Raw genomic sequence first — 23,570 nt, 5'->3', positions numbered from 1 at the left:
TACCTCGCCAGGAATGAGCCCCCATGGAGTCAGGGACGAAATGTCGATTTTCCTATTACTGCGCATGTACGCCTCGTCCCTCTTCCACCGGTTCGGTTGGGCAGGACTGGTCATTGCCTTGGGCGTGCACCTGAGCACAGCGTATCTGGGCCTGGTGTTGCTGGGCGAACAGCACCTCACCGCCCCCGCCACGTTTACCTACTTCTATCTCACCACCACGCTCACCGTCGGCTACGGCGATCTCGCGCCACAGACATCGGCGGGACGCATTTTCGTGGCCACCTGGGTCATGCTCGGGGGCATTGCGCTGTTGACGGCAGCCATTGGTAAAACCACCAGCAGCGTTATCGATGTATGGAGAAAAGGCATGAAGGGCAAAGGTGATTACACCGGCAAGGTCGGGCATACGGTGCTCATCGGCTGGGAGGGTGCAGCCAGCGAGCGGGTCGTTGAATTGTTGCTTCAGGATGAAACCTCCAACGACAACCTGATCGTCATTTGCGATTGCACCCTTGAAGAAAACCCCATGCCGGGCCAGGCATCTTTCATCAAGGGTGAAAGCCTGTCCTCGGTGACGCTGTTACTGCGCGCGGGTGTTCCGGGCGCCGAACGCGTCCTGGTGCGAACCCATTCAGACGACCTGACCCTGGCCACGGTGCTGGCGGTCAATCAACTGAAGCCTGTCGGGCATGTGGTTGCGCACTTCAATGACAGTGAAATCGCCGCGCTCGCCAGCGCCTACGCGCCCAGCCTGGAATGCACATCAAGCATGGCCATCGAGATGCTGGTGCGCGCCTCTCAGGATCCGGGTTCGTCCGTGGTCATCAACGAATTGCTGTGTGTGGGCCAAGGCGCCACCCAATACTTGATGAAACTGCCCGAGACGTTCAACGCTACGTTCGGCGATCTGTACACGCAGATGAAGGAACACCACAACGCCACGCTCATCGGCTACCGCGCCAAAGGCGCCCGGCAACCGTCGATCAACCCGCCCAGCGCGACGCGTGTTGACGGCGGCGAACTCTTCTATATCGCCTCCACCCGCCTGAAGGAAATCTCCAATGGGATGGTTTAAGCAGCTGATGGGGCTTGAGGCCCCGAACGCGCATACGGAATCGAACCGGACCGCCAGCGACACTCAGCCGGCCACCGGCCCGCTGGGTCTGGCGCCGGGCAAAGGCGTGATGTTCGACACCACGCTCAAATTGCTGCTCGACGGAAAAACCGCCGTGGCCATCCCGGACTCCCAACAGATCTGGAGCAACGGCACCCTTGACCTCGGCCAGTCGACCTGGCTGTCGCGCTACTACATGAATGACGAAGACTACTGGCTGCAAGTGCACACCACCGGCGACATCGCCGGCCAGGTCGAGTCAGTGATCCTGTTCAACTACCTCAGCTACATCACCATCAGCAGCGAAGCGGAGCTACGGCGGCTGGCCGGCCCGCAAAGCCTGATCGGGCTGCCGACTTACACACACAACGGCGTCGAGTACACCCGCGAATGGGGTACCGAGGATGGCCAGACTGAACTGGTGGCGTTGAGCGAGCAGCTGAAAAACCCGGATGAGTCCTACAGAGTCGAGCACCGTTCGATGCTGTACGCCCGCGACACCGGCCTGACCGATCGCCGGGAGTTCCTGCTGTTTTCCGTCGAAGAGGACGCCGAAGGCACCATCAGCTTGAGCACTTCGCTGGGCATTTCGCTGTACACCACCGACCTGAACACTTTTTAAAAAGGAAGAAACCCATGCTAGAAGCGCTCTCCATTTCCCTGAACAAAGCCGCCGTGTTCGGGTTTGTTGCTTACATCCTCGGCGCCGCCGTGCTGTTCGCGCTGTTCCAGTTCATCTACACCCGCCTCACCCCGCACAAAGAATTCGAACTGATCCGTTCGGGCAACGTGGCAGCCGCGATTGCCTTGGGTGGCGCGATCATCGGTTTCGCGATTCCGGCCAGCAACGTGATTGCCTACTCGATCAGCATTCTCGACTTCGTCGTCTGGGCCGTGATCGCCGCGTTCGTACAATTGCTGGCATTCCTGATGACCAGCCTGGTGCTCAAAGGCTCCTCCGAGCGTATCAAGAAAGGCGAAATCGCTGCGGGCATCTACGTGGCAGCGGTGGCCATCAGCGTCGGCATGTTGAACGCCGCCTGCATGACTCCTTCCCAGAACTGATCGCGCACGGAGCTCCCGATGAAACGAAGCAAGTACGTTCAGCTGTCGCTGGCAGCCTCGGTCGCCATGGCGATTTCAGGCTGCGGGCCGACGGAAAAAACCTACTCGATGCAGAAGAAGTACAACTTCCAGTCCGTTCAACAATGCGCCGATGAAAAGCTTCCGGTGGACGTCTGCTCGGACGCCTTCATGACCGCTATGGCCGAACATCGGCGCATTGCACCGGTGTACGACAACCAGGCCGATTGCGAAGCCGACTTCGTCGCCGACTGGTGCCAGCAGGATTCCGCCGGCAAATTCATCCCGAAACTGGGCGGCTTCGAACTGACCGCCGATGGCGAGGTGACCCAATCCCAGGTGGACGCCGCCAAGGCTCAACTGCCCGCCTCGGAAGCGAACAGTGGCGGCTCCGGATTCTCCGGCACCAGCCTGCTGACCGGTCTGCTGATCGGCAACATGCTGAGCAACAACCGCAACAGCTACTACTCCGAGCCGGTTTACCGTTATCGGGATGACCGCGGCAGCTATTCGTCTTCGACGCTCGGCCAGCGGATTGCCAAGGGCTCGACTTTTACCAAATCCAATCAGGCGCGATACGGCAGCAGCAACTACGCCGACTCGATTCGTTCCACCAGCAAACCGATGTCCGTTGCCTCGTCCACTTCCCGTGGCGGCTTCGGCAGCAAAGCCAGTGCACGCAGCGGCTGGGGCGGCGGCGGGTCGAGCAGTTAAGGAAACAGGGCCATGAAGAAAATCCTCTGCGCAGAGCGTCATGACTGGAAACAAACTGCCGAGAACCTCGGCTTTCTGTTCCACACCATCGACGATGAACCTTATTGGGACGAGAGCGCGTACTACCAGTTCACGCTCAAGCAGATCGAGAACGATCTCGAAGACCCGACCACCGAGATTCATGAGATGTGCATGGATCTGGTGGCCCGCGTGGTGCAGAGCGAGGCGTTGCTGGAGCGCCTGAGCATTCCTGCACCGTTCCATGACATGGTTCGTACTTCATGGCTCGAAGGTCATCCGCATCTTTACGGGCGTATGGACTTTTCCTACAACGGCAGCGGCCCCGCCAAACTGCTGGAGCTCAACTACGACACGCCGACCAGCCTGTATGAAGCGGCGGCGTTTCAGTGGGGCTGGCTGGAGCAATGCATCGAACGCGGCTTGCTGCCCAAGAACGCCGACCAGTTCAACAGCATCGACACCAAGCTGCATCAGGCCTTTGCTCAACTGCAGCTCTCACAGCCCTTCTATTTCGCCTCGATGAAGGACTCGGTCGAGGACAAAGGCACCACCGATTACCTGCGACTGGTGGCGGAAAAGGTCGGCATCGAATCCCGCCACATCGACATCGAAGACATCGGCCTCACCAGTGATGGACGCTTCGTCGATCTTGAAGATCGCTGGATTCCTCACCTGTTCAAACTGCACGCCTGGGAGTTCATCTTCCACGAGCCTTTTGGTACAGCGATTGCCCAGAGCGATACGCAGTTTTTCGAACCGGCCTGGAAATCCATCATCTCCAACAAAGGCATCCTGCCGCTGCTGTGGGAATTCAACAAAGGCCATCCGAACCTGCTCGCCGCCCATCTGGATACCGACCCGAACAAAGCGGTGCCCAAGGGCTGGGTGCGCAAGCCATTCTTCTCGCGGGAAGGCGCCAACATCGAACTGCAAACGGCTGACGGCCTGATCGTGAAAGAGGACGGCCCCTACACAGACGCGCCGTTTATCCTTCAGGAGTTTGCGCCGTTGCCACAGTTTGGCGACAGCTACACCTTGATCGGTTCCTGGGTGATCGGTGATCAGGCGGCGGGGATTGGTGTGCGGGAGGACAACAGCTTGATCACCAAGGATTCGAGCCGGTTCTTGCCGCACTTGATACTCGACTGAACAATCACCGTTCGTGAAAAAGCCCACTGCCGTGCATCGGGCGTCGGGTTGAAACAGGTGTAAACCCGATCGAGGACCAGACAACCACAAGACTTACCGCTGAAAAGCCGGATAATGGCGTCCAAATCGTCTAGCCCGTTATTCTGGTAATCCCCCATGGAAATCAAGGTCAACTTTCTCGACAACCTTCGGCTTGAAGCCAAGTTCGACGACTTCACGGTGGTGGCCGATCAACCTATCCGTTACAAGGGCGATGGCTCGGCACCGGGTCCGTTCGACTACTTCCTGGCTTCGTCGGCGTTGTGTGCGGCGTACTTTGTGAAGTTGTACTGCAGCACACGCAATATCCCCACGGATAACATCCGCCTGTCGCAGAACAATATTGTTGACCCGGAAAACCGCTACAACCAGATTTTCAAGATCCAGGTCGAGTTGCCGGCGGACATCTCCGACAAGGACCGCCAGGGCATCTTGCGCTCCATCGACCGTTGCACCGTGAAAAAAGTGGTGCAAGCCGGGCCTGAGTTTGTGATCGAAGAGGTGGAAAACCTCGACGCCGATGCCCAGGCCTTGTTGATGCCTGCTTCCAGTTCAGAAGCGAGCACTTACATTGCCGGCAAGGATCTGCCGCTGGAGCAAACCATTGCCAATATGTCGGCCATTCTGGCGGACCTGGGCATGAAGATTGAAATCGCCTCGTGGCGCAATATCGTGCCCAATGTGTGGTCGCTGCATATCCGCGATGCACACTCGCCGATGTGTTTCACCAACGGCAAGGGTGCGACCAAGGAAGGCGCGTTGGCGTCGGCGTTGGGCGAGTTTATCGAGCGGCTCAACTGCAACTTCTTCTACAACGACCAGTTCTGGGGCGAAGGCATCGCCAATGCAGAATTTGTGCATTACCCGGATGAGCGCTGGTTCAAGCCTGGCCGTAAAGACGCGCTGCCGACTGAAATTCTCGACGAGTACTGCCTGAAGATTTACAACCGCGACGGCGAGCTGCGCGGCTCCCATCTGATCGATACCAACTCGGGCAATGAAGAGCGCGGCATCTGCTCGCTGCCGTACGTGCGCCAGTCGGACGGCGAGGTCGTGTATTTCCCCTCCAACCTGATTGAAAACCTGTTCCTCAGCAACGGTATGAGCGCCGGTAACACGCTGGCAGAAGCCCAGGTGCAGTGCCTGTCGGAGATTTTCGAGCGCGCGGTCAAACGCGAAATCATCGAAGGTGAATTTGCGCTGCCGGATGTGCCGGCCCACGTGCTGGCAAAATACCCAGGGATCCTCGCCGGTATTCAGGCGCTGGAAGAACAGGGTTTCCCGGTATTGGTGAAGGATGCGTCCCTGGGCGGTGAATTCCCGGTGATGTGCGTCACGTTGATGAACCCCCGCACTGGCGGTGTGTTCGCCTCGTTCGGCGCGCACCCAAGCCTGGAAGTGGCGCTGGAACGCAGCCTGACCGAATTGCTCCAGGGTCGCAGCTTCGAAGGCCTCAACGACCTGCCCCAGCCGACGTTTGAAGGTCATGCAGTGACCGAGCCGAATAACTTCGTCGAGCACTTCATCGACTCCAGCGGCGTGGTGTCCTGGCGCTTCTTCAGTTCGAAGTCGGATTACGAATTCGTGGAGTGGGACTTCTCCGGCCAGGGTGAAAACTCGAATGCCGAGGAAGCCGCGACCTTGTTCGGCATTCTCGAAGGCATGGGCAAAGAAGTGTACATGGCGGTCTACGAGCATATCGGCGCAACGGCCTGCCGTATCCTGGTGCCGGACTATTCGGAAATTTATCCGGTAGACGATCTGATCTGGGATAACACCAACAAAGCGCTGTTCTTCCGCGAAGACATCCTGAACCTGCATCGCCTGGACGAAGACGAACTGCGAGCGCTGGTGGAGCGCCTGGTGGAAAGCGAGCTGGACGACTACACCGACATCACGTCCTTGATCGGCATCGAATTTGACGACAATACAGCCTGGGGTCAGCTGACGATTCTGGAGTTGAAACTGCTGATTTATCTCGCCTTGCAGCAATATGAAGAGGCAAAAGAGGCGGTGGAAATGTTCCTGCAGTACAACGACAACACGGTTGAGCGCGGTTTGTTCTACCAGGCCGTCAATGTGGTGCTGGAGATGAAGCTGGACGAAGACCTGGAACTGGAAGACTACGAGGCCAACTTCCGTCGGATGTTTGGCAACGAGCGGATGGATGCAGCGATCGGCTCAGTGGACGGCAGCGTGCGCTTCCATGGTTTGACGCCGACCAGCATGAAACTGGAGGGCCTCGACCGGCACCTGCGCCTGATCGACAGCTACAAAAAACTGCACCAGGCGCGGGCCAACGTCACGACGTTATCCCGTTGACCGCAATCCTGTAGGAGCCGGCTTGCTGGCGAAGAACGGTGACACGGTTTGCCTGATTTACCGTGTGATCTTCTTCGCCAGCAAGCCGGCTCCTACAGAACGAGGTGCAAAAGAAACCCCCCGACCAGTCCAGAGGATTGATCGGGGGTTTAGAGGCTAAACCTTATGGTCGAGTCTCAGATATTTCCTAGAACGGGATATCGTCATCAAAGCTGTCGAAATCCGGAGCTGGCTGCGGAGCGGCCTGCTGTTGTGGAGCCGGACGCGACTGTTGCGGTGCTGCCGACTGCTGCGGACGCGGAGCCTGTTGGCGCGGAGCCGGAGCGGACTGCTGATAGTTGTTGCCCCCACCTTGTTGGTCGCCCTGCTGTGGACGGCCGCCGAGCAGTTGCATGGTGCCTTGCATGTCGACCACGATTTCAGTGGTGTAACGCTTGATACCGTCTTTTTCCCACTCACGGGTCTGCAGCTTGCCTTCGATGTAGACCTGCGAACCTTTACGCAGGTATTCACCGGCGATTTCCGCAACCTTGCCGAACATCGACACACGGTGCCATTCAGTCTTTTCAACTTTCTGACCGGTTTGCTTGTCGGTCCACTGTTCGCTGGTCGCCAGACTCAGGTTGGTCACGGCGTTACCGTTAGGCAAGTAGCGAACTTCGGGATCCTGGCCGCAAGTGCCGACCAATATGACTTTGTTAACCCCACGGGCCATAACGTTCTCCTAGGCTACGCACGCTGCCTCGGCCGGGTTGTTCACCAGGCGCTCAAGGGTGGTGCGATCCAATAGTTCGGTGTCCAATTTTATGTAAATCGCCGCTTCATCTTCGACGATTACTGCATCTGTTACCCCTACGACGGCCTTCAGGCGCTCGACCAGACCCGCTTCGCGGATCGCCTCGGGCGACAACGGCAAGCGCAGGCTCGTCACGTAAGGTGGTTCGCGCATGGTAACAGCAAAGGCCAGCCAGAGGGCAGCCAGGCCGGCGCATCCGAGGAATACCGCCGACAAACCGCCGTGCTGGAACATCCAGCCGCCGAGGATCCCGCCCAGCGCCGAACCGAGGAACTGGCTGGTGGAATAAACCCCCATCGCCGTGCCCTTGCCGCCAGCCGGTGAAACCTTGCTGATCAGCGACGGCAACGAAGCTTCCAGCAGATTGAACGCGGTAAAGAACACCACCGTCCCGATCACCAGAGCCCGCAAGCTATCGCCGAACTGCCAGAAGAATAGCTCAGTGAGCATCAGCGTCAGCACCGCGCCCAATAAAACTCGTTTCATTTTGCGTTTCTTCTCGCCGTAGATAATGAACGGGATCATGGCGAAGAAAGAAATCAGCAGCGCGGTCAGATAGACCCACCAGTGCTGTTCCTTGGGCAGCCCGGCCTTTTCGACCAGAGCCAGCGGCAATGCAACGAAGCTCGACATCAACATCGCGTGCAACACAAAAATACCCAGGTCCAGGCGCAACAGGTCCGGGTGCTTGAGCGTCGGCATCAGTGCCTGACGCGCGACGCCGGACTCGCGATGCTGCAACGGCCCGGTCGAGCGCGGCACCATGAACATCACAATCACGATACCGAACAGCGCCATGCCACCCGTGGCGAGAAACAATCCGGACAGACCGAAAGCGCGGGTCAGCAACGGTCCTACCACCATGGCGACCGCGAACGACAGACCGATCGTCATGCCGATCATGGCCATGGCTTTCGTCCGATGCTGTTCGCGGGTCAGGTCTGACAGCAACGCCATCACGGCTGCGGAAATGGCCCCGGCGCCCTGCAGGATTCGGCCGGCGATAACGCCCCAGATCGAATCGGCGTTGGCCGCCAGCACGCTGCCGAGGGCGAAGACGATCAGCCCCAGGTAAATCACCGGGCGGCGCCCGATGCGGTCGGAAATGAAACCGAAAGGAATCTGAAAAATCGCCTGGGTCAGGCCGTAAGCGCCAATCGCCAGCCCGATGAGGGCCGGGGTCGCTCCCGCCAGATCCATCCCATAGGTCGCCAATACCGGCAACACCATGAACATGCCAAGCATACGGAAGGCGAACACAAGGGCCAGACCGCTTGCTGCGCGGGTCTCACTGCCACTCATGCGTTCGCTGTGGGGATCGTGCATGGAAAAACCTCATGTGAACCGGCGGCGATTCTACCAGTCCCATCGATTGACGGGGTATATCGCGACGCTTTGACGCGCTCCGCTGACAGACTCTTCATGTACGACAGTCATCCACTCGTTTGATAGTGTGCATCCATCCAGTATTTGGCCGTATACTCCTACGTTTTCGACGCCCGCCGAGCGAGGCCACTTTGGACAAGATCCTGATTCGTGGGGCCCGAACCCACAACCTGAAGAACATCGACCTGACCCTGCCACGGGACAAACTGATCGTCATCACCGGCCTGTCCGGATCCGGCAAATCATCCCTGGCCTTCGACACGCTGTACGCCGAAGGCCAGCGCCGCTATGTCGAATCGCTATCGGCCTACGCCCGGCAGTTTTTGTCGATGATGGAAAAACCTGACGTCGACACCATTGAAGGCCTGTCGCCAGCCATTTCCATCGAGCAGAAGTCGACCTCGCATAACCCGCGTTCGACTGTCGGCACCATCACCGAAATCTACGATTACCTGCGCCTGCTTTACGCTCGCGTGGGCATTCCGCGCTGCCCGGATCACGACATTCCGCTGGAAGCGCAGACTGTCAGCCAGATGGTCGACCTGGTCCTCGCGCAACCGGAAGGCAGCAAGCTTATGTTGCTGGCACCGGTGATTCGCGAGCGCAAAGGTGAACACCTTTCGGTCTTCGAAGAGCTGCGCGCCCAGGGTTTTGTACGAGCCCGGGTCAACGGCAGGATCTGCGAACTGGATGAGCTGCCGAAGCTGGATAAACAGAAGAAGCACTCGATTGATGTAATAGTCGACCGCTTCAAGGTACGCGCCGACCTGCAACAGCGCCTCGCCGAATCGTTCGAGACCGCGCTGAAACTGGCGGACGGCATTGCCCTGGTTGCGCCGATGGACGATGAGCCGGGTGAAGAAATCATCTTCTCCGCGCGCTTCGCCTGTCCGATTTGCGGCCATGCCATCAGCGAACTGGAACCCAAGCTGTTCTCCTTCAACAACCCGGCCGGCGCCTGCCCGACATGCGATGGCCTGGGCGTGAAGCAGTTCTTCGACATCAAGCGCCTGGTCAATGGCGAACTGACCCTGGCCGAGGGCGCGATTCGCGGCTGGGACAGGCGCAACGTCTATTACTTCCAGATGCTCGGGTCACTGGCTTCGCATTACAAGTTCAGTCTGGAAGTGCCGTTCAACGACCTGCCGGCCGATCAGCAGAAATTCATCCTGCACGGCAGCGGCTCGCAGAACGTCGATTTCAAGTACCTGAACGACCGTGGCGACATCGTCAAACGCTCGCACCCGTTCGAAGGCATCGTGCCGAACCTGGAACGTCGCTACCGCGAAACCGAATCGGCCTCCGTGCGCGAAGAGCTGGCCAAATTCCTCAGTACCCAGCCGTGCCCGGATTGCCGTGGCACACGCCTGCGTCGCGAGGCGCGGCATGTCTGGGTGGGCGAGAAGACTTTGCCGGCCGTCACCAATCTGCCGATTGGCGATGCGTGCGAATACTTCGGTGTCCTGAAGCTGACCGGACGTCGCGGTGAAATTGCCGACAAGATTCTCAAGGAAATCCGCGAGCGCCTGCAGTTTCTGGTCAATGTCGGCCTCGACTACCTGTCGCTGGATCGCAGTGCCGACACGTTGTCTGGCGGTGAAGCTCAGCGGATTCGCCTGGCCAGTCAGATCGGTGCCGGTCTTGTTGGCGTTCTGTACATCCTCGATGAACCGTCGATTGGTCTGCACCAGCGCGACAACGATCGGTTGCTGGGCACACTCAAGCACCTGCGCGATATCGGCAACACGGTGATCGTGGTCGAGCACGATGAAGATGCGATTCGCCTTGCTGACTATGTAGTGGATATCGGCCCGGGGGCTGGCGTGCATGGCGGGCATATCGTCGCCGAAGGCACGCCGGCCGAGGTCATGGCTCACCCTGACTCGCTGACCGGCAAGTACTTGTCGGGCCGGGTAAAGATCGCCGTACCGGCCAAACGCACACCGCGTAACAAGAAGTTGTCGCTGTCCCTCAAGGGTGCTCGCGGCAACAACCTGCGTAACGTCGACCTGGATATTCCGATCGGTCTGCTGACCTGTGTCACTGGCGTGTCCGGCTCGGGCAAATCGACACTGATCAACAACACACTGTTTCCTTTGAGCGCTACCGCACTCAACGGTGCAACGACGCTCGAAGCGTCCGCTCACGACAGCATCAAAGGGCTGGAGCATCTGGACAAGGTCGTCGACATCGACCAGAGCCCGATCGGCCGCACCCCGCGCTCCAACCCGGCGACGTACACCGGGTTGTTCACGCCGATTCGAGAGCTGTTCGCCGGCGTGCCGGAATCCCGTTCGCGCGGCTACGGGCCGGGGCGCTTCTCCTTCAACGTGAAGGGCGGACGTTGCGAGGCCTGTCAGGGCGACGGCTTGATCAAGGTTGAAATGCACTTCCTGCCGGACATCTATGTCCCGTGCGACGTCTGCAAGAGCAAGCGCTACAACCGCGAAACGCTGGAAATCAAGTACAAGGGCAAGAGCATCCATGAAACCCTTGAGATGACCATCGAGGAGGCTCGGGTGTTCTTCGATGCGGTGCCTGCCTTGGCACGCAAGCTTCAGACGTTGATGGATGTCGGTCTGTCGTACATCAAGCTCGGGCAATCCGCGACCACGCTGTCCGGTGGTGAAGCGCAGCGGGTGAAACTGTCCCGCGAACTGTCCAAGCGCGATACCGGCAAGACGCTGTATATCCTCGACGAGCCGACTACCGGTTTGCACTTCGCGGATATCCAGCAACTGCTCGACGTGCTGCATCGCCTGCGCGACCACGGCAACACCGTGGTGGTGATCGAGCACAATCTGGACGTGATCAAGACGGCTGACTGGCTGGTTGATCTTGGGCCGGAAGGTGGTTCCAAGGGCGGACAGATCATTGCGGTCGGTACGCCTGAAGAAGTCTCCGAGATGAAGCAGTCCCACACCGGTTTCTACCTCAAGCCGCTGCTGGCTCGCGACAAGGCCTGAATCAGGCCCATGAAAAAGCCCCTGTCACTTTGTCGGTGACAGGGGCTTTTTTGTGTTGAATGCAGGAGCACGGATTGCTGACGACAATAATTTCAGCGATGCCATCGCCGGCAAGCCGTGCTCCTGCAGTTCAGCGTCAGAACTGTGATTGCAGGTAATTCTCCAGACCGATCAACTTGATCAGACCCAACTGCTTCTCCAGCCAGTAGGTGTGATCTTCTTCAGTGTCGTTCAGCTGGATGCGCAACATCTCGCGACTGACGTAATCCTTGTGCAGCTCACAGAGCTCGATGCCCTTGCAGAGTGCAGCGCGGACTTTGTATTCCAGGCGCAGGTCGGCAGCGAGCATATCCGGCACGGTGGTGCCGACATCCAGGTCATCCGGACGCATGCGCGGCGTGCCTTCGAGCATCAGGATACGACGCATCAGCGCATCGGCGTGCCCTGCTTCCTCTTCCATCTCGTGGTTGATACGTTCGTAGAGCTCGGTGAAACCCCAGTCCTCATACATCCGCGAATGGATGAAATATTGATCACGCGCGGCCAGTTCGCCGGTCAGCAACGTGTTGAGGTAATCGATTACGTCTGGGTGGCCTTGCATCGCCCTACATCTCCCTGCTTGAAAGTCTGCAGTTTGAACCACGGCGACTGTTTGGTCACTCGGTTTGCGCGATAAAAGCGAAGATTTTCTGAGAAAAATGGTTTAAATAGCGCAAAAACCGCCCAAATGAGGGCGGTTCTGCTTAGCGTTTAGACTTCGTTAAGCTGTACGTTAAGAGCCTTTGCGATTGCTTCTCCATACGCCGGGTCGGCCTTGAAGAAATGCTGCAACTGACGATCAACCACATCGCTTGAAACGCCAGCCATCGCCCCGGCAATGTTGTTGACCAACAGCGCCTTCTGCTCATCACTCATGAGTCGGAACAGCGCACCGGCATGGCTGTAGTAGTCGGTGTCTTCGCGATGATCGAAACGATCAGCCGCTCCACTCAATGCCAGAGCAGGCTCAGCATAGCGAGGCGCTTGTTTCGGCGACTCGACGTAGCTGTTCGGCTCGTAGTTCGGCGCGGCACCTCCATTGCTGCCAAATGCCATGGAGCCATCACGCTGGTAACTGTTGACCGGGCTGCGAGGTGCATTCACCGGCAGTTGCTGGTGGTTGGTGCCGACACGGTAGCGGTGCGCATCTGCGTAAGCGAACACGCGACCTTGCAGCATGCGGTCTGGCGACAGGCCGACACCCGGCACCATGTTGCTCGGTCCGAACGCCGCCTGCTCGACTTCAGCGAAGTAGTTCAGCGGATTGCGGTTGAGCTCCAGCTCGCCGACTTCGATCAGCGGGAACTCTTTCTGCGACCAGGTTTTGGTCACGTCGAAAGGGTTCTCGTAATGCGCCGCAGCCTGGGCCTCGGTCATGATCTGAATGCATACGCGCCATTTCGGGAAATCACCGCGCTCAATCGCACCGAACAAATCGCGCTGTGCGTAATCCGGATCCGTACCGGCCAGGCGAGCCGCCTCTGCCGGCGCAAGATTCTTGATCCCTTGTTGGGTCTTGTAGTGCCACTTCACCCAATGACGCTCGCCGCTGGCGTTGATCAGGCTGTAGGTGTGGCTGCCGAAGCCGTGCATGTGACGATAGCCGTCTGGAATGCCACGATCCGAAAACAGGATGGTGACCTGGTGCAGCGCCTCAGGCGAGTGCGACCAGAAGTCCCACATCATCTGCGCGCTTTTCAGGTTGCTCTGCGGCAGGCGTTTTTGAGTGTGGATAAAGTCCGGAAATTTGAGCGGATCGCGAATGAAGAACACCGGCGTGTTGTTGCCAACGATGTCCCAGTTGCCTTCCTCGGTGTAGAACTTCAACGCGAAGCCACGTGGATCGCGCTCTGTGTCGGCCGAACCGCGCTCACCTCCCACGGTGGAAAACCGCAGGAACGTTGGGGTTTGCTTGCCGACGGACTCAAACAGTTTGGCGCTGGTGTACTCGGTGATGTCACGCGTGACGGTGAACGTACCGTAAGCACCCGAACCTTTGGCGTGCACGCGACGCTCCGGGATGTTTTCACGGTTGAAGTGGGCAAGCTTCTCGATCAGGTGGAAGTCGTCGAGGAGCAGTGGGCCGCGAGGGCCGGCGGAGCGAGAATTCTGGTTGTCGGCGACAGGAGCGCCACTGGCGGTTGTAAGTGTTTTGTTTTGGCTCATGCGATCTCTTCCTCTGTCAGACTTTAACTGCCGGCTATCGGCTGAGAGGGAGTATTGATCAGGAACGTTACACCTACTAATTCATTAACCTGTAGGCGCCGATAGAAAATAACTAACGAGCCGTACGGCTAAACTTTTTGATCGCCCACAAAAAACCGGGCACAAGGCCCGGTTTTTCGTTTCAGACTGACGTCTTACTCAGCGGATACAGCTTCACCGCCGGTAGCACGATCAACCAACTCGACGTACGCCATAGGCGCGTTGTCGCCAGTGCGGAAACCGCACTTGAGGATGCGCAGGTAGCCACCCTCACGGGTAGCGTAACGCTTGCCCAGGTCGTTGAAGAGCTTACCAACGATAGCTTTCGAACGAGTACGGTCGAAAGCCAGACGGCGGTTAGCCAGGCTGTCTGTCTTGGCCAAAGTGATCAGCGGCTCAGCAACGCGACGCAGTTCTTTAGCTTTCGGCAGTGTAGTTTTGATCAGCTCGTGCTCGAACAGCGACACTGCCATGTTTTGAAACATGGCCTTGCGGTGCGAGCTAGTGCGGCTCAGGTGACGACCACTTTTACGATGACGCATGGTTCATTCCTTACCAAACACGACGTTCGGTGATTACGACGATCAGGCAGTCGCCTTGTCGTCCTTCTTAAGACTTGCAGGCGGCCAGTTGTCGAGGCGCATGCCGAGGGACAGACCGCGGGAGGCCAGAACGTCCTTGATTTCAGTCAAGGATTTCTTGCCAAGGTTCGGAGTCTTCAACAGCTCTACTTCGGTACGCTGAATCAGGTCACCGATGTAGTAGATGTTTTCCGCCTTAAGGCAGTTAGCCGAACGTACAGTCAGTTCCAGATCGTCAACCGGGCGAAGCAGGATCGGATCGATCTCGTCTTCCTGCTCGACAACCACTGGCTCACTGTCACCTTTGAGGTCGACGAACGCAGCCAACTGCTGTTGCAGAATGGTTGCAGCGCGACGGATAGCCTCTTCAGGATCCAGGGTACCGTTGGTTTCCAGATCAATAACCAGCTTGTCCAGGTTGGTACGCTGCTCGACACGGGCGTTTTCCACCACGTATGCGATGCGGCGAACCGGGCTGAACGAAGAGTCAAGCTGCAAGCGACCGATGCTGCGGCTTTCGTCTTCATCGCTCTGACGCGAGTCTGCCGGTTCATAACCACGACCACGAGCTACGGTGAGCTTCATGTTCAGGGCGCCGTTAGACGCCAGGTTAGCGATTACGTGATCGGGGTTAACGATCTCGACATCATGATCCAGCTGAATATCGGCAGCGGTAACCACCCCCGAACCCTTCTTCGACAAGGTCAGCGTAACTTCGTCACGACCGTGCAGCTTGATAGCCAGACCTTTAAGGTTCAACAGGATTTCAATTACGTCTTCCTGTACGCCTTCGATGGCGCTGTACTCATGAAGTACACCGTCAATCTCGGCCTCGACTACTGCACAGCCGGGCATTGAGGACAACAGGATGCGGCGCAGCGCGTTGCCCAGGGTGTGGCCGAAACCACGCTCGAGAGGCTCGAGAGTGATCTTGGCGCGGGTTGGACTGACAACCTGCACATCAATATGGCGGGGTGTCAGGAACTCATTTACCGAAATCTGCATGGATGCACCTATTTTCTAGCCCTTACTTGGAGTAGAGCTCGACAATCAGGCTTTCGTTGATGTCGGCGGACAGATCACTGCGAGCTGGAACGTTCTTGAAAACGCCCGACTTCTTCTCAGTGTCTACTTCTACCCATTCTACGCGGCCACGTTGGGCACACAGATCGAGAGCTTGGACAATGCGAAGTTGGTTCTTTGCTTTCTCGCGAATCGCGACCACGTCACCAGCACGAACCTGGTACGACGGCACGTTTACGGTCTGACCGTTAACGCTGACGGATTTGTGCGATACCAGCTGACGGGATTCGGCACGAGTAGAGCCAAAACCCATACGGTATACAACGTTGTCCAGACGGCATTCGAGCAGTTGCAGCAGGTTTTCACCAGTTGCACCTTTCTTGCCAGCAGCTTCTTTGTAGTAGCCGCTGAATTGACGCTCGAGAACGCCGTAGATACGACGGACCTTCTGCTTTTCACGCAGTTGGGTGCCGTAATCGGACTGGCGACCGCGGCGTTGGCCGTGGATACCAGGTGCTGCTTCAATGTTGCACTTCGATTCGATCGCGCGCACGCCGCTCTTCAGAAAGAGATCGGTGCCTTCGCGACGAGCGAGTTTGCATTTTGGACCAATGTAACGAGCCATTCTTTACAATCTCCTGGATTACACGCGGCGCTTCTTCGGCGGACGGCACCCGTTGTGCGGGATTGGCGTCACGTCGGTGATGCTGGCGATCTTGTAGCCACAGCCGTTCAAAGCGCGGACTGCAGATTCACGACCTGGGCCTGGACCTTTGACGTTAACGTCGAGGTTTTTCAGACCGTATTCCAGCGCAGCTTGACCAGCACGTTCAGCAGCTACTTGAGCAGCAAACGGGGTGGACTTGCGGGAACCGCGGAAACCCGAACCACCGGAGGTAGCCCAGGAAAGAGCGTTGCCTTGACGGTCGGTGATGGTCACGATTGTGTTGTTAAAAGAAGCATGGATGTGGGCGATGCCATCAACCACTGTCTTTTTAACTTTTTTACGAGGACGAGCAGCAGGTTTAGCCATGATTAATTTCCTGTCGATTCGCTGGGGCGATTACTTGCGGATCGGCTTACGCGGACCTTTACGGGTACGCGCGTTAGTCTTGGTACGCTGACCGCGCACTGGAAGACCACGACGATGACGCAGACCGCGATAGCAACCGAGGTCCATCAAACGCTTGATTTTCATGTTGATTTCGCGACGCAGGTCACCTTCAGTGGTGAACTTCGCCACTTCGCCACGCAGCTGTTCAATCTGCTCGTCGCTCAGATCCTTGATCTTTGCGGCTGGGTTTACCCCAGTCACTGCACAGATCTTCTGTGCAGTAGTGCGACCAACACCATAGATGTAGGTCAGCGAGATAACAGTATGCTTGTTATCTGGAATGTTAACGCCTGCAATACGGGCCATTCAGTGGGACTCCAATTGACAGCTACCTACGCCCCGGAAGCCAAGAAATAGGGCGCGAGATAATATCGCTGTAATAACAAATAATCAACCCGGTAGCGCACTAGCTACCGGGCTTGAAGCACAATCACACTCAGCCTTGGCGCTGTTTGTGACGCGGTTCCGCGCTGCAAATTACTCGAACAACACCTTCGCGGCGAATAATCTTGCAGTTACGGCACAGCTTTTTCACCGATGCACGAACTTTCATCACCAACTCCTCGAACCTTATGGGTACTCAGCGCAACATGCCGCTGCCGTAACCCTTCAGGTTGGCTTTCTTCATCAGGGATTCGTACTGGTGCGAAACGAGGTGCGATTGTACTTGGGACATGAAGTCCATCACAACCACGACGACGATCAGCAACGAGGTCCCGCCAAGGTAGAACGGTACGTTTGCCGCAACCACCAGGAACTGGGGAAGCAGACACACGGCCGTCATGTAAAGAGCACCGAACATGGTCAAGCGAGTCAGAACGCCATCAATGTAGCGCGCAGACTGCTCACCTGGACGGATACCCGGAATAAAGGCACCGGACTTCTTCAGGTTTTCCGCTACGTCTTTCGGATTGAACATCAACGCCGTATAGAAGAAGCAGAAGAAAATAATCCCTGCACTAAACAGCAGAATATTCAACGGCTGACCAGGAGCGATCGACTGCGAGATGTCCTGCAACCAGCCCATACCTTCAGACTGGCCGAACCAGGCACCCAACGAAGCCGGGAACAGCAAAATGCTGCTCGCGAAAATGGCCGGAATAACACCGGCCATGTTCACCTTCAGCGGCAAGTGGCTGGTCTGCGCAGCGAAGACCTTACGGCCTTGCTGACGCTTGGCGTAGTGAACAGCAATACGACGCTGACCACGCTCAATGAACACCACGAAACCGATAATCGCTACTGCCAGCAAACCGATGGCAACCAGGGCGAAGATGTTGATATCACCCTGACGTGCAGACTCGAAAGACTGCCCGATCGCTCTCGGAAGACCGGCGACGATACCCGAAAAAATCAACATCGAGATACCGTTGCCAACACCACGCTCAGTAATCTGCTCACCCAGCCACATCATGAACATCGCACCAGCCACAAAAGTGGATACCGCGACGAAATGGAAGCCAAAGTCACCAGTGAACGCAACGCCCTGCCCTGCCAGACCAATGGACATGCCAATTGCCTGAACAAGAGCGAGGACGACAGTGCCGTAGCGGGTGTACTGGCTGATCTTGCGACGGCCAGCTTCACCTTCCTTCTTCAACTGCTCCAGCTGCGGGCTGACGGCGGTCATCAGTTGCATGATGATCGATGCCGAGATGTACGGCATGATCCCCAGTGCAAAGATACTCATCCGCTCCAGCGCGCCGCCGGAAAACATGTTGAACAAGCTAAGAATGGTCCCCTCATTCTGTCGAAACAGGTCCGCGAGTCGGTCCGGGTTGATACCTGGAACCGGGATGTGTGCGCCTATTCGGTAGACGATAATCGCCAGGAACAGAAAACGCAGACGAGCCCAGAGTTCAGACATACCGCCTTTGCCGAGCGCAGAGAGAGCACCTTGCTTAGCCATTTATTCCTCGAACTTGCCGCCAGCTGCTTCGATAGCCGCACGCGCACCTTTGGTGGCGCCGATTCCCTTTCCGATGGTAACAGCGCGAGTCACTTCGCCGGACAGCATGATTTTCACACGCTGTACGTTGACGTTGATCACGTTGGCATCTTTCAAGGACTGCACAGTGACGATGTCGCCTTCCACTTTAGCCAGCTCGGACAGACGCACTTCTGCGCGATCCATGGCTTTCAGGGAAACGAAACCGAACTTTGGCAGGCGACGATGCAGCGGCTGTTGACCGCCTTCAAAGCCTGGAGCAATGGTGCCACCGGAGCGGGAGGACTGACCTTTGTGGCCACGGCCACCGGTCTTGCCCAAACCACTACCGATACCACGGCCCGGACGATGCTTTTCGCGACGGGAACCCGGCGCTGGACTCAGATCATTGAGTTTCATCGATTAACCCTCGACACGCAGCATGTAGTAAGCCTTGTTGATCATCCCGCGATTCTCGGGAGTATCAAGTACTTCTACAGTGTGACCGATGCGACGCAGACCCAGACCCTTAACGCACAGTTTGTGGTTAGGGATGCGGCCGGTCATGCTTTTGATCAGCGTAACTTTAACGGTAGCCATGATCAGAAGATCTCCTTGACGCTTTTGCCACGCTTGGCGGCAATGGATTCAGGAGACTGCATAGCCTTCAAACCTTTAAAAGTGGCGTGAACCACGTTTACCGGGTTAGTCGAGCCGTAGCACTTGGCCAGAACGTTCTGAACGCCAGCAACTTCGAGAACGGCACGCATAGCGCCGCCAGCGATGATACCGGTACCTTCAGAAGCAGGCTGCATGTACACCTTCGAAGCGCCATGGGCGGACTTCATTGCGTACTGCAGAGTGGTACCGTTCAGATCAACTTGGATCATGTTGCGGCGAGCAGCTTCCATTGCCTTCTGGATCGCAGCAGGCACTTCACGCGACTTGCCACGGCCGAAGCCAACGCGCCCTTTACCATCACCAACCACGGTCAACGCGGTGAAAGTGAAGATACGGCCGCCTTTAACGGTTTTGGCTACGCGGTTAACTTGAACCAGCTTCTCGATGTAGCCTTCGTCGCGCTTTTGGTCGTTATTTGACATAACTTAGAACTCCAGCCCAGCTTCACGAGCAGCATCAGCCAGCGCCTTGACGCGGCCGTGGTACTTGAAGCCAGAGCGGTCGAAAGCCACCTGCGAGACGCCAGCGGCTTTAGCACGCGTAGCGACCAGCTGGCCAACCTTAGTGGCCGCGTCGATGTTGCCAGTGGCGCCATCACGCAGTTCTTTATCCAAAGTCGAGGCAGATGCCAGGACTTTGTTGCCGTCGGCCGAAATGACCTGGGCGTAGATGTGCTGCGACGAGCGGAACACGCAGAGACGCACGACTTCGAGTTCGTGCATTTTCAGGCGTGCTTTGCGAGCGCGACGCAGTCGAGTAACTTTTTTGTCGGTCATTTGCTATGCCCTACTTCTTCTTGGCTTCTTTACGACGGACGACTTCGTCCGCGTAGCGCACACCTTTGCCTTTGTACGGCTCTGGTGGACGGAAGTCGCGGATCTCGGCGGCCACTTGACCTACCAGCTGCTTATCGATGCCCTTGATCAGGATATCGGTCTGGCTAGGAGTCTCAGCGGTGATGCCTTCCGGCAGTTCATAATCCACTGGGTGCGAGAAGCCAAGAGCCAGGTTCAGCACTGTGCCTTTTGCTTGCGCTTTGTAACCAACACCGACCAGCTGGAGCTTGCGCTCGAAGCCTTGGCTTACGCCTTGGACCATGTTGTTTACCAACGCACGAGTGGTACCAGCCATTGCGCGAGTTTGTTGATCGCCATTGCGAGCAGCGAAACGCAGCTCACCAGCTTCTTCAACGATCTCAACGGACGAATGGATGTTCAGTTCGAGAGTGCCCTTGGCACCCTTCACCGAAAGCTGTTGGCCTGCGAATGTGACTTCGACACCAGCTGGCAGCTTAACGGGGTTCTTAGCGACGCGTGACATGCTTATCCCCCCTTAGAACACAGTGCAAAGAACTTCGCCGCCGACACCGGCAGCGCGCGCAGCACGATCCGTCATCACACCTTTGTTGGTGGAGACGATAGACACACCGAGACCGCCACGAACTTTTGGCAGATCATCGACGGACTTGTACTGACGCAGGCCTGGACGGCTAACGCGCTTCACTTCCTCGATGACCGGACGGCCTTCGAAGTACTTCAGCTCGATGGACAGCAGTGGCTTGATTTCGCTGCTGATCTGATAACCCGCAATGTAACCTTCGTCCTTCAGGACTTTGGCAACAGCTACCTTCAAAGTAGAAGATGGCATGCTTACGACGGACTTTTCAGCCATCTGGGCATTACGGATTCGAGTTAGCATGTCCGCTAACGGGTCCTGCATACTCATGGGCTAGACGCTCCTAATACACAAAAAATTAGCCTTGCGGCTACTACGTGTCGCCGAGTACATCCGCGCGAAAAAAGCACGGGCTCAGGCGAGCCGGGTATTCTAGACACACCCCACAAATGAATCAAGCCCCAAAAGGGGCTTGATTCAAGTTCAAGGTCACCGGCGGTCAGGATCTTGCGACCCCGAACACCGAGACTTTGATAGTGCTTACCAGCTGGCTTTAACCAGACCAGGTACGTCACCACGCATTGCAGCTTCACGCAGTTTGTTACGGCCAAGGCCGAACTTGCGGTAAACGCCGTGTGGACGACCGGTCAGGCGGCAGCGGTTACGCATGCGCGAAGCGCTTGCGTCACGTGGCTGCTTCTGCAGAGCTACTGTAGCTTCCCAACGCGCTTCTGGACTTGCGTTCAGATCAACGATGATAGCTTTCAGTGCTGCACGCTTTTTGGCGTACTTGGCAACCGTGAGCTGACGCTTCAGCTCGCGGTTTTTCATGCTCATCTTGGCCATTTTCCTACTCCAATCAGTTGCGGAACGGGAATTTGAAAGCACGCAACAGGGCGCGACCTTCATCATCGTTCTTGGCAGTGGTGGTCAGGGTAATGTCCAGACCGCGGAGAGCATCGATCTTGTCGTAGTCGATTTCCGGGAAGATGATCTGCTCTTTAACGCCCATGCTGTAGTTACCACGACCATCAAAGGACTTGGCATTCAGGCCGCGGAAGTCGCGAACCCGAGGCAGGGAGATCGACAGCAGACGATCCAGGAACTCGTACATACGCTCACGGCGCAGGGTCACTTTGACGCCGATCGGCCAACCTTCACGGACTTTAAAGCCAGCGATGGATTTCCGAGCGTAAGTCACAACGACTTTCTGGCCGGTGATCTTTTCTAGGTCAGCAACTGCGTGCTCGATGACTTTTTTGTCACCGACCGCTTCGCCCAGACCCATGTTCAGGGTGATTTTGGTAACGCGTGGAACTTCCATCACGTTCGAAAGCTTAAGTTCTTCCTTAAGCTTCGGTGCGATTTCTTTCCAGTAAATCTCTTTTAGTCGTGCCATGGTCTCATCTACCTAGCAGTGTTCAAGCATCAACCGCTTTTTGGGTCGACTTGAAGACACGAATTTTTTTGCCGTCTTCTACTTTGAAACCAACGCGATCAGCCTTGTTGGTTTCGCCGTTGAAAATGGCTACGTTAGAAGCATCCAGTGGAGCTTCTTTCTCGACGATACCGCCTTGTACGCCCGACATCGGGTTAGGCTTGGTATGACGCTTGACCAGGTTCAGACCACCAATAACCAGACGGTTATTAGCGAGAACCTTAAGCACCTTACCGCGCTTACCTTTGTCTTTGCCGGCGATCACGATGATCTCGTCGTCACGACGAATCTTTTGCATGTCGGATCTCCTTACAGCACTTCTGGGGCGAGCGAGACGATCTTCATGAACTTCTCAGTACGAAGTTCACGGGTCACTGGCCCAAAGATACGGGTGCCGATCGGCTCTTGCTTGTTGTTCAGAAGAACAGCAGCGTTGCCATCAAAGCGGATAATGGAGCCATCAGCACGACGAACGCCGTGACGAGTGCGGACTACAACAGCAGTCATCACTTGGCCTTTTTTCACTTTACCGCGAGGAATTGCTTCCTTCACGGTAACTTTGATGATGTCACCGATACCAGCGTAACGACGATGGGAGCCACCCAGCACCTTGATGCACATAACGCGGCGAGCGCCGCTGTTATCGGCCACATCGAGCATGGATTGAGTCTGAATCATATAATTTCTCCGACCCCTAGTCCTTAGACTTCCACAGCGCGTTCGAGAACATCAACCAGCGCCCAAGACTTGGTCTTGGCCAAAGGACGAGTTTCACGAATAGTGACTTTGTCGCCGATGTGGCACTGATTAGTTTCGTCGTGCGCGTGCAGCTTAGTCGAACGCTTAACGTATTTACCGTAGATCGGGTGCTTAACGCGACGCTCGATCAGAACGGTGATGGTCTTGTCCATTTTGTCGCTGACAACACGGCCAGTCAGCGTACGGACGGTTTTTTCGGCTTCAGCCATGATTACTTACCTGCCTGCTGTTTGAGCACAGTCTTCACGCGAGCGATGTCACGCTTAACTTGCCGGAGCAGGTGAGACTGCCCCAACTGGCCAGTTGCTTTCTGCATGCGCAGATTGAACTGGTCGCGCAGCAGGCCGAGCAGTTGCTCGTTAAGCTGCGGCGCGTCTTTTTCACGAAGTTCGTTCGCTTTCATCACATCACCGTCCGTTTAACGAAGGCAGTGGCGAGCGGCAGCTTTGCAGCAGCCAGGGCAAATGCCTCACGCGCCAGCTCTTCAGAAACACCCTCGATTTCATACAGGACTTTGCCTGGCTGAATCTGGGCAACCCAGTATTCCACGCTACCTTTACCTTTACCCATCCGAACTTCGAGTGGCTTCTTGGAAATAGGCTTGTCCGGGAATACACGGATCCAGATCTTGCCGCCACGCTTAACGTGACGGGTCAGTGCACGACGCGCTGATTCGATCTGACGAGCGGTGAGACGACCACGAGCTACAGACTTCAGCGCATATTCGCCGAAGCTGACTTTGCTACCGCGCTGAGCCAAGCCACGGTTGTGGCCAGTCATCTGCTTGCGGAACTTCGTACGCTTTGGTTGCAACATTT

Annotated in this window: 31 protein-coding genes; 7 read left to right on the top strand and 24 right to left on the bottom strand. The window is 56.8% G+C overall.

Translation table 11 applies throughout. The annotated features are described in order from the left end of the window. The first annotated feature begins 40 nt into the window (after nt 1-40). The 6 genes from FBY04_RS28880 (at nt 41) to FBY04_RS28855 (ending at nt 6,442) form a co-directional block, all read left to right on the top strand. Complete coding sequence (locus FBY04_RS28880) at nt 41-1,075, top strand: ion channel (protein WP_084319648.1); 1,035 nt, start codon at nt 41-43, stop codon at nt 1,073-1,075. Further along, nucleotides 1,062-1,736, top strand: a complete 675-nt coding sequence (locus FBY04_RS28875; protein WP_145318733.1) for a DUF2491 family protein — start codon at nt 1,062-1,064, stop codon at nt 1,734-1,736. The genes FBY04_RS28880 and FBY04_RS28875 overlap by 14 nt, the downstream gene beginning before the upstream one ends. A gap of 14 nt (nt 1,737-1,750) precedes the next feature. After that, complete coding sequence (locus FBY04_RS28870) at nt 1,751-2,179, top strand: DUF350 domain-containing protein (RefSeq protein WP_084319646.1); 429 nt, start codon at nt 1,751-1,753, stop codon at nt 2,177-2,179. Between the two features lie 18 nt (nt 2,180-2,197). Continuing rightward, nucleotides 2,198-2,911 carry a DUF1190 domain-containing protein gene (locus FBY04_RS28865; protein WP_084319645.1) on the top strand — a complete coding sequence of 238 codons (714 nt, stop codon included), beginning with the start codon at nt 2,198-2,200 and terminating at the stop codon, nt 2,909-2,911. A 12-nt stretch (nt 2,912-2,923) separates the two neighbouring features. Then, nucleotides 2,924-4,081, top strand: a complete 1,158-nt coding sequence (locus FBY04_RS28860) for a glutathionylspermidine synthase family protein (protein WP_084319644.1) — start codon at nt 2,924-2,926, stop codon at nt 4,079-4,081. A gap of 156 nt (nt 4,082-4,237) precedes the next feature. Then, on the top strand, nt 4,238-6,442 hold the full coding sequence (locus FBY04_RS28855; RefSeq protein ID WP_084319643.1) for an OsmC domain/YcaO domain-containing protein: 2,205 nt from the start codon (nt 4,238-4,240) through the stop codon (nt 6,440-6,442). Nucleotides 6,443-6,629: 187 nt separating this feature from the next. Here the strand turns inward: FBY04_RS28855 and FBY04_RS28850 are convergent, their stop codons facing one another. Next, complete coding sequence (locus FBY04_RS28850; protein WP_056743429.1) at nt 6,630-7,157, bottom strand: single-stranded DNA-binding protein; 528 nt, start codon at nt 7,155-7,157, stop codon at nt 6,630-6,632. A gap of 9 nt (nt 7,158-7,166) precedes the next feature. Continuing rightward, the gene (locus FBY04_RS28845) at nt 7,167-8,564 is read right to left on the bottom strand and encodes an MFS transporter (RefSeq protein ID WP_084319641.1); all 1,398 of its coding nucleotides are present in this window, start codon (nt 8,562-8,564) and stop codon (nt 7,167-7,169) included. Nucleotides 8,565-8,755: 191 nt separating this feature from the next. Between FBY04_RS28845 and uvrA the strand changes: the two genes are divergently transcribed. Then, entirely contained in the window at nt 8,756-11,590 is a 2,835-nt protein-coding gene (gene uvrA / locus FBY04_RS28840) for an excinuclease ABC subunit UvrA (RefSeq protein ID WP_084319639.1), read from the top strand. Between the two features lie 136 nt (nt 11,591-11,726). Here uvrA and bfr read toward each other — a convergent pair whose 3' ends face one another. The 22 genes from bfr to rplP all read right to left on the bottom strand — a co-directional run bounded on the left by bfr (nt 11,727) and on the right by rplP (nt 23,568). Beyond that, nucleotides 11,727-12,191 (bottom strand): bacterioferritin, encoded by a 465-nt coding sequence (gene bfr, locus FBY04_RS28835; RefSeq protein WP_084319637.1) that lies wholly within the window; start codon nt 12,189-12,191, stop codon nt 11,727-11,729. 149 nt (nt 12,192-12,340) lie between these two features. After that, complete coding sequence (locus FBY04_RS28830; RefSeq protein WP_084319636.1) at nt 12,341-13,795, bottom strand: catalase; 1,455 nt, start codon at nt 13,793-13,795, stop codon at nt 12,341-12,343. A 194-nt stretch (nt 13,796-13,989) separates the two neighbouring features. Continuing rightward, a complete protein-coding gene (gene rplQ / locus FBY04_RS28825; protein ID WP_007943777.1) occupies nt 13,990-14,376 on the bottom strand; it encodes a 50S ribosomal protein L17 in 387 nt (128 codons plus the stop codon). A 42-nt stretch (nt 14,377-14,418) separates the two neighbouring features. Continuing rightward, the gene (gene rpoA / locus FBY04_RS28820) at nt 14,419-15,420 is read right to left on the bottom strand and encodes a DNA-directed RNA polymerase subunit alpha (RefSeq protein WP_003186012.1); all 1,002 of its coding nucleotides are present in this window, start codon (nt 15,418-15,420) and stop codon (nt 14,419-14,421) included. 22 nt (nt 15,421-15,442) lie between these two features. After that, nucleotides 15,443-16,063: a 30S ribosomal protein S4 gene (gene rpsD / locus FBY04_RS28815; protein ID WP_003210056.1), complete on the bottom strand. Its 621-nt coding sequence runs from the start codon at nt 16,061-16,063 to the stop codon at nt 15,443-15,445. An 18-nt stretch (nt 16,064-16,081) separates the two neighbouring features. Continuing rightward, nucleotides 16,082-16,471 (bottom strand): 30S ribosomal protein S11, encoded by a 390-nt coding sequence (rpsK, locus tag FBY04_RS28810; RefSeq protein WP_002555466.1) that lies wholly within the window; start codon nt 16,469-16,471, stop codon nt 16,082-16,084. A 30-nt stretch (nt 16,472-16,501) separates the two neighbouring features. Next, on the bottom strand, nt 16,502-16,858 hold the full coding sequence (gene rpsM / locus FBY04_RS28805) for a 30S ribosomal protein S13 (protein ID WP_003186020.1): 357 nt from the start codon (nt 16,856-16,858) through the stop codon (nt 16,502-16,504). A 130-nt stretch (nt 16,859-16,988) separates the two neighbouring features. Next, on the bottom strand, nt 16,989-17,105 hold the full coding sequence (gene rpmJ, locus FBY04_RS28800) for a 50S ribosomal protein L36 (RefSeq protein ID WP_002555468.1): 117 nt from the start codon (nt 17,103-17,105) through the stop codon (nt 16,989-16,991). 27 nt (nt 17,106-17,132) lie between these two features. Beyond that, nucleotides 17,133-18,461: a preprotein translocase subunit SecY gene (gene secY, locus FBY04_RS28795; RefSeq protein ID WP_003228718.1), complete on the bottom strand. Its 1,329-nt coding sequence runs from the start codon at nt 18,459-18,461 to the stop codon at nt 17,133-17,135. Then, on the bottom strand, nt 18,462-18,899 hold the full coding sequence (rplO, locus tag FBY04_RS28790; RefSeq protein ID WP_007896782.1) for a 50S ribosomal protein L15: 438 nt from the start codon (nt 18,897-18,899) through the stop codon (nt 18,462-18,464). A 3-nt stretch (nt 18,900-18,902) separates the two neighbouring features. Further along, nucleotides 18,903-19,079 (bottom strand): 50S ribosomal protein L30, encoded by a 177-nt coding sequence (gene rpmD / locus FBY04_RS28785; RefSeq protein ID WP_003186033.1) that lies wholly within the window; start codon nt 19,077-19,079, stop codon nt 18,903-18,905. A 2-nt stretch (nt 19,080-19,081) separates the two neighbouring features. Then, entirely contained in the window at nt 19,082-19,582 is a 501-nt protein-coding gene (gene rpsE, locus FBY04_RS28780) for a 30S ribosomal protein S5 (RefSeq protein WP_003186035.1), read from the bottom strand. A 3-nt stretch (nt 19,583-19,585) separates the two neighbouring features. Continuing rightward, the gene (rplR, locus tag FBY04_RS28775) at nt 19,586-19,936 is read right to left on the bottom strand and encodes a 50S ribosomal protein L18 (protein WP_003186037.1); all 351 of its coding nucleotides are present in this window, start codon (nt 19,934-19,936) and stop codon (nt 19,586-19,588) included. Between the two features lie 10 nt (nt 19,937-19,946). Further along, entirely contained in the window at nt 19,947-20,480 is a 534-nt protein-coding gene (gene rplF / locus FBY04_RS28770; RefSeq protein WP_145318730.1) for a 50S ribosomal protein L6, read from the bottom strand. A gap of 12 nt (nt 20,481-20,492) precedes the next feature. After that, the gene (rpsH, locus tag FBY04_RS28765; RefSeq protein ID WP_003186040.1) at nt 20,493-20,885 is read right to left on the bottom strand and encodes a 30S ribosomal protein S8; all 393 of its coding nucleotides are present in this window, start codon (nt 20,883-20,885) and stop codon (nt 20,493-20,495) included. 210 nt (nt 20,886-21,095) lie between these two features. Next, the gene (rpsN, locus tag FBY04_RS28760; protein WP_003176414.1) at nt 21,096-21,401 is read right to left on the bottom strand and encodes a 30S ribosomal protein S14; all 306 of its coding nucleotides are present in this window, start codon (nt 21,399-21,401) and stop codon (nt 21,096-21,098) included. Between the two features lie 13 nt (nt 21,402-21,414). Then, nucleotides 21,415-21,954, bottom strand: a complete 540-nt coding sequence (gene rplE / locus FBY04_RS28755; RefSeq protein ID WP_003176415.1) for a 50S ribosomal protein L5 — start codon at nt 21,952-21,954, stop codon at nt 21,415-21,417. 22 nt (nt 21,955-21,976) lie between these two features. Then, complete coding sequence (rplX, locus tag FBY04_RS28750; RefSeq protein WP_003176416.1) at nt 21,977-22,291, bottom strand: 50S ribosomal protein L24; 315 nt, start codon at nt 22,289-22,291, stop codon at nt 21,977-21,979. A gap of 11 nt (nt 22,292-22,302) precedes the next feature. Continuing rightward, a complete protein-coding gene (rplN, locus tag FBY04_RS28745) occupies nt 22,303-22,671 on the bottom strand; it encodes a 50S ribosomal protein L14 (protein WP_002555479.1) in 369 nt (122 codons plus the stop codon). Nucleotides 22,672-22,694: 23 nt separating this feature from the next. Beyond that, nucleotides 22,695-22,961: a 30S ribosomal protein S17 gene (gene rpsQ / locus FBY04_RS28740; RefSeq protein ID WP_003176419.1), complete on the bottom strand. Its 267-nt coding sequence runs from the start codon at nt 22,959-22,961 to the stop codon at nt 22,695-22,697. Between the two features lie 2 nt (nt 22,962-22,963). Beyond that, nucleotides 22,964-23,155, bottom strand: coding sequence for a 50S ribosomal protein L29 (gene rpmC, locus FBY04_RS28735; RefSeq protein ID WP_008030901.1), 192 nt, complete (start codon nt 23,153-23,155; stop codon nt 22,964-22,966). Then, nucleotides 23,155-23,568, bottom strand: a complete 414-nt coding sequence (gene rplP / locus FBY04_RS28730) for a 50S ribosomal protein L16 (RefSeq protein WP_007943783.1) — start codon at nt 23,566-23,568, stop codon at nt 23,155-23,157. The genes rpmC and rplP overlap by 1 nt, the downstream gene beginning before the upstream one ends. Between the last annotated feature and the right edge of the window lie 2 nt (nt 23,569-23,570).

The sequence above is a fragment of the Pseudomonas sp. SJZ080 genome (genome assembly GCF_007828295.1).
GTDB classification, from domain to species: domain Bacteria; phylum Pseudomonadota; class Gammaproteobacteria; order Pseudomonadales; family Pseudomonadaceae; genus Aquipseudomonas; species Aquipseudomonas migulae_A.
Note: the sequence above shows the minus strand (reverse complement) of the source record. Positions and strands in the feature narration are given on the sequence as shown.

Bases quoted from the DNA above. Each gene is read 5' to 3' on its own strand.
- rpsQ (WP_003176419.1), bottom strand. From the start codon at position 22,961: ATGGCTGAAGCCGAAAAAACCGTCCGTACGCTGACTGGCCGTGTTGTC.
- rplE (WP_003176415.1), bottom strand. From the start codon at position 21,954: ATGGCACGACTAAAAGAGATTTACTGGAAAGAAATCGCACCGAAGCTT.
- FBY04_RS28850 (WP_056743429.1), bottom strand. From the start codon at position 7,157: ATGGCCCGTGGGGTTAACAAAGTCATATTGGTCGGCACTTGCGGCCAG.
- rplO (WP_007896782.1), bottom strand. From the start codon at position 18,899: ATGAAACTCAATGATCTGAGTCCAGCGCCGGGTTCCCGTCGCGAAAAG.
- secY (WP_003228718.1), bottom strand. From the start codon at position 18,461: ATGGCTAAGCAAGGTGCTCTCTCTGCGCTCGGCAAAGGCGGTATGTCT.
- rpoA (WP_003186012.1), bottom strand. From the start codon at position 15,420: ATGCAGATTTCGGTAAATGAGTTCCTGACACCCCGCCATATTGATGTG.
- rplQ (WP_007943777.1), bottom strand. From the start codon at position 14,376: ATGCGTCATCGTAAAAGTGGTCGTCACCTGAGCCGCACTAGCTCGCAC.
- rpsK (WP_002555466.1), bottom strand. From the start codon at position 16,471: ATGGCTAAACCTGCTGCTCGTCCTCGTAAAAAAGTTAAAAAGACAGTG.
- rpsM (WP_003186020.1), bottom strand. From the start codon at position 16,858: ATGGCCCGTATTGCAGGCGTTAACATTCCAGATAACAAGCATACTGTT.
- rpmJ (WP_002555468.1), bottom strand. From the start codon at position 17,105: ATGAAAGTTCGTGCATCGGTGAAAAAGCTGTGCCGTAACTGCAAGATT.
- rplN (WP_002555479.1), bottom strand. From the start codon at position 22,671: ATGATTCAGACTCAATCCATGCTCGATGTGGCCGATAACAGCGGCGCT.
- FBY04_RS28865 (WP_084319645.1), top strand. From the start codon at position 2,198: ATGAAACGAAGCAAGTACGTTCAGCTGTCGCTGGCAGCCTCGGTCGCC.
- FBY04_RS28875 (WP_145318733.1), top strand. From the start codon at position 1,062: ATGGGATGGTTTAAGCAGCTGATGGGGCTTGAGGCCCCGAACGCGCAT.
- rpmD (WP_003186033.1), bottom strand. From the start codon at position 19,079: ATGGCTACCGTTAAAGTTACGCTGATCAAAAGCATGACCGGCCGCATC.
- FBY04_RS28880 (WP_084319648.1), top strand. From the start codon at position 41: ATGTCGATTTTCCTATTACTGCGCATGTACGCCTCGTCCCTCTTCCAC.
- FBY04_RS28830 (WP_084319636.1), bottom strand. From the start codon at position 13,795: ATGAGCCAAAACAAAACACTTACAACCGCCAGTGGCGCTCCTGTCGCC.
- rpsH (WP_003186040.1), bottom strand. From the start codon at position 20,885: ATGAGTATGCAGGACCCGTTAGCGGACATGCTAACTCGAATCCGTAAT.
- FBY04_RS28845 (WP_084319641.1), bottom strand. From the start codon at position 8,564: ATGCACGATCCCCACAGCGAACGCATGAGTGGCAGTGAGACCCGCGCA.
- rplP (WP_007943783.1), bottom strand. From the start codon at position 23,568: ATGTTGCAACCAAAGCGTACGAAGTTCCGCAAGCAGATGACTGGCCAC.
- bfr (WP_084319637.1), bottom strand. From the start codon at position 12,191: ATGCAAGGCCACCCAGACGTAATCGATTACCTCAACACGTTGCTGACC.
- rpsE (WP_003186035.1), bottom strand. From the start codon at position 19,582: ATGTCAAATAACGACCAAAAGCGCGACGAAGGCTACATCGAGAAGCTG.
- FBY04_RS28870 (WP_084319646.1), top strand. From the start codon at position 1,751: ATGCTAGAAGCGCTCTCCATTTCCCTGAACAAAGCCGCCGTGTTCGGG.
- rplX (WP_003176416.1), bottom strand. From the start codon at position 22,291: ATGCAAAAGATTCGTCGTGACGACGAGATCATCGTGATCGCCGGCAAA.
- rplR (WP_003186037.1), bottom strand. From the start codon at position 19,936: ATGACCGACAAAAAAGTTACTCGACTGCGTCGCGCTCGCAAAGCACGC.
- rplF (WP_145318730.1), bottom strand. From the start codon at position 20,480: ATGTCACGCGTCGCTAAGAACCCCGTTAAGCTGCCAGCTGGTGTCGAA.
- FBY04_RS28855 (WP_084319643.1), top strand. From the start codon at position 4,238: ATGGAAATCAAGGTCAACTTTCTCGACAACCTTCGGCTTGAAGCCAAG.
- rpmC (WP_008030901.1), bottom strand. From the start codon at position 23,155: ATGAAAGCGAACGAACTTCGTGAAAAAGACGCGCCGCAGCTTAACGAG.
- FBY04_RS28860 (WP_084319644.1), top strand. From the start codon at position 2,924: ATGAAGAAAATCCTCTGCGCAGAGCGTCATGACTGGAAACAAACTGCC.
- rpsD (WP_003210056.1), bottom strand. From the start codon at position 16,063: ATGGCTCGTTACATTGGTCCAAAATGCAAACTCGCTCGTCGCGAAGGC.
- rpsN (WP_003176414.1), bottom strand. From the start codon at position 21,401: ATGGCCAAGATGAGCATGAAAAACCGCGAGCTGAAGCGTCAGCTCACG.